Origin of the sequence: Alteromonas sp. MmMcT2-2 (assembly GCF_022348305.1) — a bacterium.
In the GTDB taxonomy this organism is placed as follows: Bacteria; Pseudomonadota; Gammaproteobacteria; order Enterobacterales; family Alteromonadaceae; genus Alteromonas; species Alteromonas macleodii.
Genome location: NZ_JAKRFA010000038.1, coordinates 19,023 through 34,165 on the forward strand (window position 1 = coordinate 19,023; position 15,143 = coordinate 34,165).

Sequence of the window (15,143 nt, forward strand, 5' to 3'; positions counted from 1 at the left end):
TATTACTTGTCTCGTAGCGCTTACCTCGTAGCACTTACTTCTAGAATGGGAATCGGCTTTTCCACCTTCCGATACTGTAGTGCCTTCGACGGTGCAGTACCTGCTTTATCGGTAATGCCTTTCATCAAATGGTGATCGGGCGACTTGCTGCAAACCGGATCCGTCTTATACATATCACCTGTTAGCAGGTAGGCCTGACATCGGCAGCCGCCAAAGTCTTTATCTTTTTCATCGCAGTCCCTACAGGGCGAAGGCATCCAACTATCGCCACGGAAATGATTAAAGCTAAAGTCTTGGTGCCAAATATCGTGCAACGAGCGTTCTTTCACATTAGGAAAATGAAGGGGCAATATCTTTGCACTGTGACACGGAAGGGCACTGCCATCTGGCGTTACGGTTAAAAACGTTGTGCCCCAGCCATTCATGCACGCCTTAGGGCGAGATTCGTAGTAGTCGGGCGACACAAATATGAAGGTTGGCCCTTTACCGTTTTGCTGCGCGCGGTAGCGGTTCACTGCGGCCTCAGCTTCCTGTAGCTGCTGTGAGGTAGGTAACAGATGGTCTCTATTTTCATAGGCCCAGCCGTAATACTGTACGGTAGCCAGCTCGACAAAATCAGCGTTTAGCTGCTCGCTGAGCGCCATTACGTCTTCTATTTCGTGAATGTTCTGCGCGGTAATACAGAAGTTAAGCACCATAGGGTAGTTGTATTGTTTTACCAGCTTCGCAATTTTAAGTTTTTGTTCAAATGAGTGACGCTTGTTGCCTATTAAGTCATTGACTTCAGCATTGGCTGCCTGAAAGCTAAGCTGAATGTGGTCAAGGCCGGCTTCTTTGAGTTTGGCAATACGTTTTTCTGTCATGCCAATGCCAGAGGTGATCAAGTTGGTGTAAAAACCCAAAGCCCGCGCATAAGCGACTAAGTGCTCTAAGTCTTTTCGAAGCAATGGCTCTCCGCCAGAAAAGCCTAATTGCACGGCGCCCATTTCCCGCGCTTCACGCAGCACACGCTCCCAGTGCTCAGTAGAGAGCTCATTAAATGTTTCTTCCATGTTTACTGGGTTTGAGCAATAGGGGCAATGCAATGGGCACTGATAGGTAATTTCGGCTAGGAGCCATAGCGGAGGCGTTATGGTATTTGATACGTCGGTTTGTAAATCAACGTCTGTATTATTCGTCATAGCGGATCCACTTCTTTTGCTCGGCATGGACCAGAAATGCATGAACATCTTCTTCTAAATCTTCAGGTGCATCAGGGAACGCTTGGCGAAGCTCAGCACAAATGGCATTTTCCGTATTGCTGCCATCTACTCGCTTAAGAATTTCTGCCGCAGAAGGATTAAGTTTGATCATTCCTTCGGGGAACAACAAAACATAACAACCCTGAGCTTTCTCGTACTGCATGCGAAAAAGCGGATTTAAAGAAGCTGTTTTGTCTCTTGTGCGGCCGCCCTCGTTGTTGTGACTGCTGCTATTTTCAATGTTATCTTCCACGTTATCAGCACCGACGCTATCAGCATCTAAGTGGTGTTCGGTTTGTGATTGTAAATTCGACATCATTAAAACCTCCCTTTATGGCACACCCGCTGGTCGGCAATACCATCAAACGGCTTTCTCTTATATTCATAGGCAAAGCAAATGGCATCAGCAATGCTCCACAAAATATCAATTTTGAACTGAAGTATATTGAGCGCATGTTCTTGCTGTTGTCGGGTAACAAAGTGGTCAAGGGTAATCTGCAGGCCATGCTCTACATCACGGCGCGCCTGACTTAACCGCATTTGAAAGTAGGTAAAGCCTTCACTATCAATCCATGTATAGTGCCCAGGCCAGGTATCTAATCGGCTTTGATGTATTTCAGGGGCGAACATTTCAGTTAACGATGAGCAGGCAGCCTCTTCCCACGACGCACGGCGGGCAAAATTCACATAGGCATTTACTGCAAATTTAACCGCTGGCAACAGGTGGGTTTCATCAAGTAATTCACTGCGGTTCAAGCCTACCGCTTCGCCTAACCGCAACCAGGCTTCTATGCCGCCCAGTCCGTCTTCACCTTCCCGTCCATCGTGATCGATAATTCGTTGGATCCAAGTTCTGCGTACCGATTGATCTTCGCAATTCGCTAAAATTGCCGCGTCTTTAACCGGTATCGCCATTTGATAATACAGTCGGTTGGCCACCCAACCCTGAATCTCATCAACGCTGCAGTGTCCTTCATTCATGCGTTTATGAAACGGGTGATGAATATGGTAGTAAGCGCCTTTTTCTCTCAGTTTTTGTTCGAATTCTTGTCTAGACCATGCGTGTTCTGTCATTACTACACCTCAATTTCCATACCGTCGTAAGCCAATTCAATGCCTTGCTCACACAGGCTGTGATAAGCACTGGAGTCTTCGTCAAGCACGCGATTAGTGTTGTTGATATGAATAAGTACTTTACGCTCAACGTTAAATTCATTTAGCAGCGCAATGGCTCCGCCCTTTCCATTAACCGGCATGTGTCCCATATCAGTGCCCAGCTTGTTGCTAAAGCCGTGATCTATCATTTCTTCATTGGCCCACAGCGTACCGTCAAATAGCACGCAGTGAGATTCGCGCATCACCTGTTTTACTGTGTCGTTTGCCTGCATACATCCCGGCGCGTAAAAAAGCACGTTGCCCGTGGTGTCGTCAGTTATCTTCAGGCCGATATTGTTGCCCGGCACAATGTTGTCGCGATACGTCGAGTAAGGGGGCGCATTAGACTCTAATACCACGGGTTGGAAAGTCAGGCCTTCTGCCCCCTTTGGTACAAAGCGTTGATGATAATCGGTATTAATTGAATGCTGTTGTAGTCCGCCGTGCCAGTGTTTTAATACGGTAAAAAGCGGGAAGCTGGTGGTTAGGTCTTCGGCCACAACATCGGTACAATAAACGGGAAGGGGTAAGCCTTCGCGCAATGTTAGCAGGCCTGTAGTATGATCTATTTGACTGTCGGTAAGCACAATTGCGCTTATGCGTGTGCCGCGAGAAACATGGGCGTCGGGCCACAGCTGCGGATGGCTATTTATCTGCTCCCTTAAATCGGGGGAGGCATTAATGAGAACCCAATTTTTACCATCGCTACTGACAGCAATGCTCGACTGTGTTCTGCCTTTCGCCTTTATTTTACCTTCGCGTAAACCCTTACAATTGGGGCAGTGGCAGTTCCATTGCGGAAATCCACCCCCGGCGGCAGCACCAAGAATCAATACGTGCATAACAACTCCATACTACAAGTAAAAAAAGGCTGCGTCGGCAGCCTTTTTGTTCATCATCCCAGAGGGCGTTGCCTAGCGGTTATTGATGTAAAGAGTTACTTCAAAACCAAGGCGCATTTCTGTGTATTGGGGTTTAGTCCACATAATTGTTCCTCTTCTTTATGATTAAACGCATGACTGAGTATATGTTGAATATGTGTTAACAGATATCCTCCTAAGGGAGGAGAACTGTCATGAATTTTGATGATTTATTGATTATTTTTGATAGCACAGCTGCTTAAGTAAGATAACAGCAGAGGAATAGGGCGGCCGGTTGCCGATAAAGATTTGGTGTAGGTAAAAGCGGTTCCTGCCACATCGAGGTGAGCCCACGGGGTGCCGTCAGCAAAGCGAGAGAGAAAGCAGCCTGCCGAAATAGCACCGGGAGAGTTTATACCCGTATTCATCATATCCGCGTGCTGAGAGGTAATGGCGTCTTGATATTCTGGCCAAAGTGGGAAAGGCCAGCACCTGTCGTTAGCCAGTTCACCCGCTTCAACTAACGCACTTTCAAGCGCTGGAGCGTTGCTAAAAAGCGCAGTGGCTTTGTGCCCCAGTGCGCTAATGGCTGCGCCGGTTAGGGTTGCAATATCAATAATAACCGAGGGGGTGAACTGTTTCGCGTAGCTGATTGCATCGGCCATAAGCATACGCCCTTCTGCATCGGTGCTCATGACTTCCACGGTTTTTCCTGAGTGCATAGTGATAATGTCACCCGGGCGATAGGCTTTGCCATCAATCGCATTATCGGCGCTCGCCACAATACCAATAATATTTATATTTAACCCCAGCGTGGCAACCGCCTGAATGACGCCCAATACACAGCCAGCGCCTGCCATGTCGTAAATCATATGGCGCATATCAGGGCTGCGTTTTAACGTTATGCCGCCGCTGTCAAACGTTACGCCTTTGCCGATTAACACTACCGGCGGTGAATTCTCTAAACCTTTGGCTGTATAGCGAAGAATAGGCATGGTGGCAGCAAACTGTGAACCTGCATTTACCGCTAAATACCCGTTCATGTCTAACTGCTTTAGCGCACTTTCATTGAGGATATCGCAAGACACCGTATTAAAGGTTTGCGCCAGATGCAGAGCTTGTTCGGCCAGATAATCTGGCGTACATAAGTTGGCTGGCATGTGGGCGAGATCTTTAGCCCACGTCATCGCGGCATTCAGGGCTGATTCATAGCGGATAGTGTGTGAAACGAGACGCTTTTGTGCTTTATTAAAATGCTTGGCATCTAATGCAAGAGACAGCGTGCCCCTAATATCAGTTGCTTGGTTAATTGCTTCATTAGTTGCGGCGTTTTTTTCAACACTATTTGCGTTGTTGTTGTCGTCGCGGGCTCGACTGCTAGAAACCGAACGATTATTCGTCTTATAGCCCTTAAAGTGATAGCCGTGCTTGAAATTGCTTCTAAGTAGCGCACTCAGAAACTGCGAGTGGCTCGCAATGGTGTTAACAGGGTCGCTGCTTACTGTTTCAGTGGTAGAAAGCGCCATTAACGCCAGCTTTTCCAAGGTTACCGACAAGCTTTTAAGCTTTTTAAACAATGCATCGAACTGCTGTTCTAAGTAGCGAAATGCTGGCGCGTTAGTTTGCTTCAAGTCACTAGTGCTTTTCGAATAAAACGCGGAGTTTGAATCGCTAGCGTAGCTTGAGCGGTTAACCATGGAAGGGTCATTAGTTTTAGATAAAGTCGAGGCACAGCTAGAGACGTTGGGTGTATCTGACGCTTCAAAAAGCGCAAAATCGACACCATAAAACAGTACCCGTTTTACTTCAGCTAATTGTTGGCTAATTTTGTTTTTTCCGCTGTTTTCAGTGTCTGAGATGTAACTTGTTTTAAACGCCTTAAGGCCTTGTACTAATACACATTGGCCTTTATTTCCTGCAAAACCTTCATCGTCAAAAACCTGCTCAATGTATGTCTTAGCGGGTGTTGAAAAGTGAAAGAGTTGGCTCGCTAATAACTCGGGCGTAGTTAAAATAAGTAAGCAGTCACTATCGTCTAACGTTTCAACTTTATTGCTTTCATTAGCCCAGGTTAGGTTTGCTTTTATCACGAGAAGCGCCCTTTTGAGGCTTTGGGGCGAAAGCTTCTAACAGCCAAAATAAAAGTGATAGCCGTAAGACAAAGTACAACGGCTAGCGCGTTGTGTTCGAGTTTTTCATAGAGCGCAAATCGCAGTAATTCTACGCCGCTACTAAAGGGGTTAAAGGCGCAAATCTGATACAGCCATTCGCTGGCCTCACGCATTTTCCAAAGCGGGTATAGGGCGCTTGATAGAAAGAACAACGGGAAAATGACAAAATTCATGACCCCGGCAAAGTTCTCTAGCTGCTTAATATAGTTTGCCAGTAATAGTCCTAACGAACCTAAAAACAATGACAGTAGCGCAATAACAGGCAACGCATAAACGTATCCCAACGCAGATAGGCGTACATCCAGTAAAAGCGCAAAGGCAAAGAAGATGTACACCTGAATAGCGCTTACCAAGGTGTTGGCTATAAGCTTGCTGCCTAGCAGAAAAGGGCGGGGAACCGGGCTTAACAGCAGTACTTTCATGCTGCCCATTTCTCTGTCGTACACCATGGACAATGAACTTTGCATACTATTAAAAAGCACAATCATGGCGGCAAGCCCAGGTACAATGTACTCTTCGTACAAAATATAACTCTCGTAAGGCTCGGTCATTGAAAGACCGAGGGCCGAACGAAACCCTGCGGCAAAAACAAATAGCCAAAGCAGCGGGCGCACCAATGCACTTAACAGGCGTGTACGTTGCTGCCAGAACTTCAGCATCTCTCGGGTAAGTACGCCCACAAAACAGCGCCAATACATCAGGAGCCTTCCTGCATCAAATGCTGCCAAAGGTGCTCAATATCTTGTTGATGATACTTGGCCAACAACGCTTCACATTGGTCGTGGGCTAACACTCGCCCTTTTGATAAGACTATCAGATTGTTGTTGTGCTTCACTTCTTCGAATAAATGCGTGGCCCACAGTACACTTACGTTTTGGGAATGAGCGAGTGCTTGTACTACCCGCAAAATAAGGTGACGGGATTCTATATCTAAGCCAACGGTAGGCTCGTCTAGTAGCAGCAAGGATGGCTTGTGAATAAGGCACCGAGCTAACTCGACCCGACGTCTGTGCCCGCCATTTAAGTTGCGAATTTTTGTGTTGAGCTTACTCGTAAGATCGAGCTCGTCGAGCAGGCCATGAATATGAGATAGCGCGCAAGTGGTAGTTATGCCGTGGAGCGAAGCAAAGTAGGACAAATTTTGTTTTACCGACAGGTCGATATCTAAGGTACTTTGCTGAAATACCACGCCCATTTTCGCCATAATACTTGTGCGAGATTGAGACAGTGTAGCACCATCAAAGGTAATGCTGCCTTGCGTGAGTTTTTGAAGGCCCGTAATAAGCGCAAATAAGGTACTTTTGCCTGCGCCATTTGGCCCAAGCAGCATGGTTAAGCCTGGTTTTAGGCAAAGGCTTATATTGTCCAGCGCGTGATGGCCGCCGTACTGATGTGAAACCGCCTGAACCGCTATTTCCATTTAACCGCCACGCCCCAAGGGTAACGCCCCACTTTTACCGTATGCTCTACGTTTAACGTGTGGGTATTGATGACAGAAACATCACCGCTTACACCGTTAGTGGTCAGCAATAAAGACTGATCTTGGTTAAACGCTAATTGCCACACTCGTCGCCCAACCAAAATGTAGTCTTCCACTTCAAAGGTATCGGTATTGATGACCGCTATGCGATTCGCTGGGCCAAGCGCCACGAAGGCGTAGGGTTTATCTTTCATAAGCACAATACCCACTGGCTGAACCTTGTCGCGATAAACGCCTTTAATGGCAAAGGAAAGGGTCTTCACTTTTTGCTTAGTAGCAGTTTCGAAAATACTAACGGTTCCACCTATTTCCGAGCTTACCCAAAGGTACTTGTCATCTCTGGTAAAGTGAGCATCTCTGGGTCTTGCGTCAACCAAGCTATTTGCAATATTTTCGTGCGTTTTGGTATCTATCCAGTGCACCATGTTAGTGGTTTCTGATGTGACTACCATCATGCTGCCGTCGTGACTCACAGCCAGCCCCTCAGGCTCTACGCCTACATCTATCTGAGAAATGACCTGAGCCGTTGGAATGTCGATAACAGTAAGAAGGGCATCGTCTTCATTAGCTGTGTAAATAGTGGTGCCGTTAGGATGTAATGCTATGGTTTCAGGATCTGCACCTGAGGGAAGATCGCCCACTATGGAATGGGTAGACAAATCCATAATTTGAATGCGATCAGCATCAGAGGCACAGATATACGCGTGGGACTGGTCTGCACTTAAAATAAACCCTCGGGGTCGCTCTCCAACCTCGATAGTTTCAACCACATCAAATGTCGTCATATCAATGACAGATAGCGTGTTGTCTTTTTCGTTAGTGACATACGCCTGAGGAAGTGCAAAGGCTTGAGGAAGTGCAAAGCTTGCCATTAAACTGCCAAGCAAGAGTGCAAAGCGATAGCTCATAACTTGTCCTTACAGGTAGTGTGTGTTGCGCCTAATGTGTCCAGTTCGTTGGTTTGGTGCAAAAAGCCTTCAAGGGGCGCATGAGTCACCAATGCGTCTTCGTGGGCCAGCGCAATAGGCTGACGAAATTGGTGGGTGTAGGGGCGAATAGAAAGAGGGCGGCCTTTATAGGCACCCAGCGTGTAGTGGTCGCTAAGCAAGGTTTTAAGTATTCCCTGCTGCGTTAAATCGCTTCCTTGCTGCGCAGCATTTGCCACCGCCGTTACCGCAAGATACGCGGCGAAGTCGACTTCATTCATGTGTCTGTTAAACCCGTCGTTAAAACGGCTTTGAAGCTGACGGGCGCCCCATTGTTCGTGGGTAAAATGCCAACCTAGAGCTTTTAGGCCGGCAGCACCTACCACAGGTACGGGATAATAGGTGTTAAAGGGTAGGCTATACGCGAATTGCGCCGCGCTATCGGCGGTAAAAACAGCCTGATAGGTTTCGGTTGTTCGCGTAAATTGAGGAATTTCAGCAAAGGCAGCCCTGCGTAAATCAAAACTGTCCTGCCACTGTTTAGTTTCAACAAGTGAAAGCTTGAATTTTTTAGCGCTGCGTTTAAACGCGGCTAGGTATGCAGCATCGTCAGCGGTTTTTCCGTAAACTGCAAATATCTCGTCAATACGCTTAGTGCGAAACCACTGGGCTAGCGCGTCGGCTTTCATCTGATAACTGGGGATTGTATGAAACAAGGGCAGGCGACATGAATTTTGTCTCAGCAAATCATCGCTATTAGCTACGTTAAAAAATACGGCATTAGGAAGCGTGCTTTGAATATTGGCAATCAACTGCTCAATTGAGGCAGCCTTTACCTTATCACTGCTTCGCATGTCCAGTAGTACAACGGGTGCAATGTTGCCTTGCTGATTGCTGCTTATTTCTTTGTGATTTGTGTTAGCACTTGAACCAGAGTGCTTACGTGTTTTAGCTAAAGAAGCTTGCAGTTCGCCGATAGAAGGCACACTGATTTCAGTTAACTCAAACTGATAACCAAGAAATTTTCCCGTGATATTGGCATCCTCTATCGCCACACTTGCGCCAGCTGTCCCCTCATTGCTGGGGGACTTTAAATAGTCTGGTGTGCCTGGTGGAGATGTGCCCGCAACTTTTATGTAAATGACCACAATAGTGGCAAAAGAGGCCTGTGGTGCAGCTTGTTGGGCCTGAGAAGATTGCGCTTCATTAAATGCGAGCGCGCTGTTTAAAAACGACAACAGAACGCAGCAAAAAAGTGACGCTACACACTTTTGATAGCGCTTACCGGTTAATCGTCTTTCAACCGTGCTTTTTACACCCTTTGCCATATACCACCCTGAGCTCAGCTGCATGCTTTTGCTGATATGTGTTTGTCTGACATAAGGGTATATGGCAATTTTCCCGAAGAACATCCTCCTAAAGGAGGAATGCTATGGCGCTAAAGTAGCATTAGTAAAATCACGCTAACCCCTTAGTATGCTTAAGAAGTTCGATTGAATAAGTGGGTAAGCTGTGCAGTTAGTTAAACCTTTTCGAGTTATTTTCATTTTACTCTGCCTGATAACGGTTTCTGCGTTCGGGGAAGCAAGATCGTTAGACGATATTAAAGACAGCGGTTTAATTAGAATTGCGGTGTACACCGACTATCCTCCATTTTCATTTATTGAAAACGACAACCCCACAGGTATTGATATTGATATCGCCCGTGAAATCGCGAGCGCCCTTGGTGTTGAGCTAGAACTGATATGGATGACACCAGGTGAAACGACAGAGGACGATTTCAGAAATTACCTATGGAAGGGCCATATTATCCACCGAATTAAGGCTGATGTGATGATGCGCGCGCCTTACGACCCAAGCTTTTCTCAAAAACGTGACGACGTGGGCTTGTTGGTTAATGAGCTTGTTCATATGTTTGCCCCTTATCAGCGTGAAAGCTGGCAAATCATTCACAACACGCACACTTTGCCCGAAGTGGAAACCATGGGCATGTTTCAGTATCACACGATTGGTGCGGAAATAGACAGCATTCCCCACTTTTACTTAACGTCAGCGTTTGGCGGCCGGTTGCGAGAAAAAACATCGCACTATGGTTCAAACGCAGAAGCGATTGACGCAATGAAAGCAGGAACCGTCGAAGCGGTAATGGGATTGCGCTCGCAAATATCCTACCTCAGTCAGTTTGTCGATAATGAGCAATATCGCCTTGCAAGCAACGCGTTTCCGCTCATTGGAAAGCAAAAGTGGGACATAGGACTTGCTGTTCATACTAATTATCGCGCGCTTGGCTATGAAATTGGTGATGTAATTACGCGAATGGTGGTAGAGGGTGATATGCAACGGTTATTTGAGAAATACAAAACCATTTATGAGATGCCGCCTTATTTTGCGGGGCAAGAGCTTTCAGAATAAGCGCACTCTGAACGATAGCGTTCAGAACGAAAGCACTTTAGGCAATACTTCTGTGGCCATCAGCTTTATTATCTTAATCACTGCTATCAATATTGGAAGAACGCATTTCTTTAAAAAGACGTGAAAGCGTAAAGGCATTGATCAAAAGGGAAAATAGCCCTTCATTCCTCCTCCTAAAGGAGGAGTCAAATCACTCCGCTGTTGCATAGGCATCGACATCCCCCCTAGCTATGCTAATCCTAACGAATAGTCTGAAACAGACCATTTATGGCCTACATGCAACTAGGAACCGTTATGAATAATAATATGCCAATTAAAAAACTTGCCCTATCTATGCTGGTTTGTGCAAGTGCGTTAACTCCTGTCCATGCTGTTGTCACCGACAAAGATATTCAAAATGACCACGTTACCACTGACGACGTAGTGACGTATGGAATGGGCTTGAAAGCTCAGCGCTATAGCCCGTTAACCGCCATTAACCGCGATACAGTAGAAGAAGTACGTCCTGTGTGGGCGTTTTCATTAGGTGGTGAAAAGCAGCGGGGTCAAGAATCGCAGCCTCTGGTAAAAGATGGTGTGATGTATGTAACCGGATCTTACTCTCGTGTGTGGGCCATCGATGCGAGAACTGGTGAAGAGCTATGGCAATATGAAGCGCGTTTGCCCGACGGCATTATGCCTTGCTGTGACGTGATAAACCGTGGCGTTGCGCTTTACGATAATCTGGTCATATTTGGCACCTTGGATGCCAAGTTAGTAGCACTGGATAAAGACACGGGAAAAACTGTTTGGAAGAAAAAAGTTGAAGACTACCGAGCGGGCTACGCCATTACTGCAGCGCCTATTGTAGTTGACGGAAAAGTCATTACAGGGATTTCCGGTGGTGAGTTCGGGATCGTCGGTAAAGTGTATGCTTACGACGCGAAGTCTGGCAAACAGCTATGGGTTAGACCTACCGTTGAAGGGCACATGGGGTACTTATGGAAAGACGGTAAGAAAACCGAAAATGGTATTTCAGGCGGCGCACCAGGTAAAACATGGCCTGCTGATTTATGGAAAACCGGTGGTGCAGCAACGTGGCTAGGTGGTACTTACGACTCAGATACAGGCTTGCTATTTTTCGGTACGGGTAACCCTGCACCGTGGAACTCTCACCTACGTCCGGGCGATAACTACTTCTCGTCGTCGCGCTTAGCTATTGACCCTAATACAGGAAAAATTGTGTGGCACTTCCAAACCACACCACACGATGGCTGGGACTTCGATGGCGTAAACGAGCTTATCTCGTTTGACTACCAGGAAAACGGCAAGACAGTGAAAGCGGCGGCAACCGCCGACAGAAACGGCTTTTTCTACGTCCTTAACCGCGAAAACGGTGACTTTATCCGCGGCTTCCCGTTTGTTGATAAATTAAACTGGGCAAAGGGACTGGATGAAAAAGGTCGACCTATCTACGTTGACGAAAATCGCCCAGGAAGCCCAGCGCAATCAGCTGATGGTAAACAAGGTGCACAGGTTGTCGCTCGCCCTGCGTTCTTAGGTGGTAAAAACTGGATGCCAATGGCCTATTCAAAGGATACTGAACTCTTCTATGTTCCTTCAAACGAATGGGAAATGGATATCTGGAACGAGCCTACCTCTTACAAGAAAGGTGCAGCGTACCTAGGTGCAGGTTTCACCATTAAATCAGTGAATGAGGACTTTATTGGCGTACTTAAAGCGATTGACCCCAAAACAGGTAAAACCGTTTGGCGCTATAACAACTTCTCTCCACTTTGGGGCGGCGTGTTAACTACAGGTGGTGGTCTGGTTTGGACCGGTAACCCTGAAGGTTATCTTATGGCCTTTGACGACAAAACCGGCGAAATGGTTTACAAGTTTCAAACTGGCTCAGGTATTGTTGGCTCTCCAGTGACATGGGAAATGGATGGTGAGCAGTACATCTCTGTACTATCTGGATGGGGCGGCGCAGTGCCATTATGGGGCGGTGAAGTTGCAAAACGCGTGAAGCACTTCAACCAAGGCGGCACCGTGTGGACGTTTAAATTACCCAAGCGCTATCAGCAGGTGGCAAAAAACTAACCTTAGCTGAGCGGTAAATAGTGATTAATACATGGCCAGCGCCTTCGTGCGCTGGCCTTTTTTATCATCTATTCATTTACCTGTTGTCAAGATAAGTCTGCATTATTCTTATGGGCGTTATTTCGACTCTGACTCTAGCACTAACGTTGAAGCAGCAACGGTAAAGTTTGCGCTTTCAGTGGCTATCATTGTGGTCTCCTACCAAAGGAGGAGCCTTTCAAAACCAAAGTAGAGTTACCCCTTATTTCCTCGTACGTATACTTAATTCATAGTCTTTTGAGGATGTATGAATTATGAAAACAAAAATATCGATGTTGTTTGCGGCACTCGTGGTGACTGGCTTGTCTGGCCACGTGCTTGCACATGGAAATGTTATCCCTCAAGGAGCAGATAGCTCAGCTATGCCGCCAATCACTGATGGCGATGAGTCTGAAAATGGCTGGGTGTTTGAAAACCCATATCGAAGCCTTGATGAAGAAACCAAAACGAAGGTCATCAAGTTTGGTGAGTCCGCTTATGCAAATAACTGTGCAGGTTGTCACGGCTTGCACGCGCAGTCTGGCGGAATAAACCCAGACCTTCGTGAACTCGACCCAGAAAGCTTTGAAGACGACGAATGGTTCGTTGAGCGCTTGCGTTTTGGCTCGGCGAAAGGCATGCCTGCACTTGGCGGCATTCCTGAAGGTCAAACCGATCCTATCTTAGACCAAGAGACACTTTGGGCTATTAAAACCTACGTTGAAGCACGTCGCGTTGTGGCTATTGAAGAGGGTGAGATAGAAGCAGATTAGGGCGACGTCTGTTACGCCTTTTTCGCCGGGTTAACGTCGAGTTACCCGGCGCTTTTCGTTTCCAATAACGTCCAACACTACATCAATAGCCTCACTCTTCACTGTTTATAAACTTAAAATGTGCTTAACAAAGACATATTTTCATCACACTAGCTGTAGTTTACTTAATATTCCAAAGGCGAGGGCGGTAATAGGCAAAGATGCCAATGTGCTCACTGCGATGATACTTGCCGCCAAACGATAATCACCGCCTAAGTTTCTAACCATGACATAGCTTGCTGCAGCAGTAGGTGAAATGGCGAGAAGAAGAACAATGCCCAGCTCCATACCTCTAAATCCAAAAGCATAGGCAAACGCGACTAATATAGTGGGATAAACCACGCATTTACTGGTTGTGCTAAGCACAATGTTAAACCAGTCACTGGAGAATGAGCGGAACTGTAGGGAAGCACCGGTACAAATAAGTGCAAGTGGCAGTGTTAGCTGCGCAAAGTATTCACCGGTTTTTATCAAGGTGGTGGGCAATTGCCATTCGAAGTAAGAGAAGGGGAGCGCTGCCGCGATAGAAAGAATTAGCGGGTTTTTCGCCATGCCAGTAACTTGACCCAATAAAGAACGCGACGCGCCTTGATAAAAATTAAGAACAAAGACAGACAATACGTTAAACAATATAGTAATACACCCCATATAGACCGAGGCTACAGCAAGCCCTTCTTGCCCATAGGTATTGGCACAATAAGCAAGGCCAATAATGCCCATATTGGCTCTGAAACCGCCTTGTACAACCACACCTCTGGCTTTGTACGGATGTACGGTCAGATGAGAGGTAATCATCAGAGCGGCAAAAACAATGAGCGTGCCCATAACCCCAACGCCTATCAGTGATAGGTTGGCGGCTTTAGAAAAGTCTGCTCGCGCTATCGATAAAAATAACAGCGCAGGGAGCGCAACGTTAAATACCAGTTTAGATCCAGCTTCTATAAACCCTTCATTGAGCCATTTAATGCGAAAAAATAGCCATCCCATTAACAGAAGGATCAAAACAGGAATCAGCGTGCTGGTAATAAAACTAAGCATAAAAGATACGTAAGCCTTTACATGTGGAAACGAAACAACACAAAAACGCATTTGTAGAATATTGATGAATTTAACCTATTCACAAACGGTTTTGATAAGCGTAACTTAATATTTATATAAGAAAGGGGTGCCGATACAAAAGCTAGCCCTGTGTTCAAAAGCCCCTATTCAAAAGAATTGATGTATGAAAGCACTTCTTTTATTTGTTGGTTTTGTAATAGTTAATTGCTTGTGGGGCGGGCTCTCTCACGCTTACGCTAAAAGTACTGCGTCTTTAGATAAAATGCAGTTAGTTAACGACAAGCTGTGGATGTATTACGAGGAAGGTAGTCAGCTTACTGCTGAAGACATCCTGACTAAATATCAGCAGAATACACTTATAAAAAATACTAATGGGCGCGTTCGTTATGGGCTCACTGGTAACACGGTTTGGGGGGGGCTGTTGAATTAGATTCATATAGTGTTCTTGTTACTCATATTGCTAAAAATAGCCCAATAAAAGTCGCTGAAGAAATTAAAGGGCAAGTTAGGGGCTCTGACATTACCTTTCGCTGGGGCGGAGAAGAGTTTTTGGTATTTTTGCCCCATACTCGGGTGCATTACGCCAAGCAAATTGCCAAGAATCTCCGCGTACACCTTTTCACCCACGACATCAACAAATTCATACGAGTGACAGTAAGTATAGGTGTGGCAGGAACCTCGCCAGGCGAAGAGGATATAAATGTTCTCATTAAACAGTCAGACCAAGCCTTGTACCTAGCGAAAGCAAAAGGTCGAAACAAAGTGGTGATTTGGGAGGAAGATTCAGAATAAGAGAAAATAACCAAGAGGAGAAATAAAGGGAAGTATCTAGGGCCTGTTGACCTTTGGTGTACGAATTTTGGTCTAAATGGAAGCCTTTTAATCGCGAAACAGTCCTGCAAGCCTAGCGGGCTAAGTTAAAGGACT

General features: G+C 46.3%; 15 protein-coding genes. 5 read left to right on the forward strand and 10 right to left on the reverse strand.

Going from position 1 to position 15,143, the window contains the following annotated elements:
* Positions 1-20: 20 nt before the first annotated feature.
* The 9 genes from pqqE to MHM99_RS17100 form a co-directional block, all read right to left on the reverse strand.
* Entirely contained in the window at positions 21-1,181 is a 1,161-nt protein-coding gene (gene pqqE / locus MHM99_RS17060) for a pyrroloquinoline quinone biosynthesis protein PqqE (RefSeq protein WP_049588481.1), read from the reverse strand.
* Entirely contained in the window at positions 1,171-1,560 is a 390-nt protein-coding gene (pqqD, locus tag MHM99_RS17065; protein WP_014999502.1) for a pyrroloquinoline quinone biosynthesis peptide chaperone PqqD, read from the reverse strand. Before pqqD ends, pqqE begins: the two co-directional genes overlap by 11 nt.
* Positions 1,560-2,315 carry a pyrroloquinoline-quinone synthase PqqC gene (gene pqqC / locus MHM99_RS17070; RefSeq protein ID WP_049588479.1) on the reverse strand — a complete coding sequence of 252 codons (756 nt, stop codon included), beginning with the start codon at positions 2,313-2,315 and terminating at the stop codon, positions 1,560-1,562. The genes pqqD and pqqC overlap by 1 nt, the downstream gene beginning before the upstream one ends.
* Positions 2,316-2,317: 2 nt before the next feature.
* Complete coding sequence (gene pqqB / locus MHM99_RS17075; RefSeq protein WP_014950672.1) at positions 2,318-3,238, reverse strand: pyrroloquinoline quinone biosynthesis protein PqqB; 921 nt, start codon at positions 3,236-3,238, stop codon at positions 2,318-2,320.
* 248 nt (positions 3,239-3,486) lie between these two features.
* The gene (locus MHM99_RS17080) at positions 3,487-5,346 is read right to left on the reverse strand and encodes a leucyl aminopeptidase (RefSeq protein WP_053103828.1); all 1,860 of its coding nucleotides are present in this window, start codon (positions 5,344-5,346) and stop codon (positions 3,487-3,489) included.
* Positions 5,343-6,125 carry an ABC transporter permease gene (locus MHM99_RS17085; RefSeq protein ID WP_049588477.1) on the reverse strand — a complete coding sequence of 261 codons (783 nt, stop codon included), beginning with the start codon at positions 6,123-6,125 and terminating at the stop codon, positions 5,343-5,345. The genes MHM99_RS17080 and MHM99_RS17085 overlap by 4 nt, the downstream gene beginning before the upstream one ends.
* Positions 6,125-6,847, reverse strand: a complete 723-nt coding sequence (locus tag MHM99_RS17090) for an ATP-binding cassette domain-containing protein (protein ID WP_049588476.1) — start codon at positions 6,845-6,847, stop codon at positions 6,125-6,127. Before MHM99_RS17090 ends, MHM99_RS17085 begins: the two co-directional genes overlap by 1 nt.
* Positions 6,838-7,815, reverse strand: coding sequence for a PQQ-dependent catabolism-associated beta-propeller protein (locus MHM99_RS17095; RefSeq protein WP_168463002.1), 978 nt, complete (start codon positions 7,813-7,815; stop codon positions 6,838-6,840). The genes MHM99_RS17090 and MHM99_RS17095 overlap by 10 nt, the downstream gene beginning before the upstream one ends.
* Complete coding sequence (locus MHM99_RS17100; protein ID WP_231514324.1) at positions 7,812-9,161, reverse strand: ABC transporter substrate-binding protein; 1,350 nt, start codon at positions 9,159-9,161, stop codon at positions 7,812-7,814. The genes MHM99_RS17095 and MHM99_RS17100 overlap by 4 nt, the downstream gene beginning before the upstream one ends.
* A gap of 184 nt (positions 9,162-9,345) precedes the next feature.
* Here MHM99_RS17100 and MHM99_RS17105 point away from each other — a divergent pair, with 184 nt between their 5' ends.
* The 3 genes from MHM99_RS17105 to pedF all read left to right on the forward strand — a co-directional run bounded on the left by MHM99_RS17105 (position 9,346) and on the right by pedF (position 13,118).
* Positions 9,346-10,245 (forward strand): ABC transporter substrate-binding protein, encoded by a 900-nt coding sequence (locus tag MHM99_RS17105; protein ID WP_049588471.1) that lies wholly within the window; start codon positions 9,346-9,348, stop codon positions 10,243-10,245.
* A gap of 294 nt (positions 10,246-10,539) precedes the next feature.
* Positions 10,540-12,327 (forward strand): PQQ-dependent methanol/ethanol family dehydrogenase, encoded by a 1,788-nt coding sequence (locus MHM99_RS17110; RefSeq protein WP_197047979.1) that lies wholly within the window; start codon positions 10,540-10,542, stop codon positions 12,325-12,327.
* A gap of 293 nt (positions 12,328-12,620) precedes the next feature.
* Entirely contained in the window at positions 12,621-13,118 is a 498-nt protein-coding gene (gene pedF / locus MHM99_RS17115; RefSeq protein ID WP_014950662.1) for a cytochrome c-550 PedF, read from the forward strand.
* 144 nt (positions 13,119-13,262) lie between these two features.
* Here the strand turns inward: pedF and MHM99_RS17120 are convergent, their stop codons facing one another.
* Positions 13,263-14,195, reverse strand: a complete 933-nt coding sequence (locus MHM99_RS17120; RefSeq protein ID WP_049588469.1) for an AEC family transporter — start codon at positions 14,193-14,195, stop codon at positions 13,263-13,265.
* A 184-nt stretch (positions 14,196-14,379) separates the two neighbouring features.
* Here MHM99_RS17120 and MHM99_RS17125 point away from each other — a divergent pair, with 184 nt between their 5' ends.
* Complete coding sequence (locus MHM99_RS17125; protein WP_049588468.1) at positions 14,380-14,646, forward strand: hypothetical protein; 267 nt, start codon at positions 14,380-14,382, stop codon at positions 14,644-14,646.
* Positions 14,625-15,008 (forward strand): GGDEF domain-containing protein, encoded by a 384-nt coding sequence (locus MHM99_RS17130; protein ID WP_049588467.1) that lies wholly within the window; start codon positions 14,625-14,627, stop codon positions 15,006-15,008. The genes MHM99_RS17125 and MHM99_RS17130 overlap by 22 nt, the downstream gene beginning before the upstream one ends.
* Positions 15,009-15,143 lie beyond the last annotated feature (135 nt).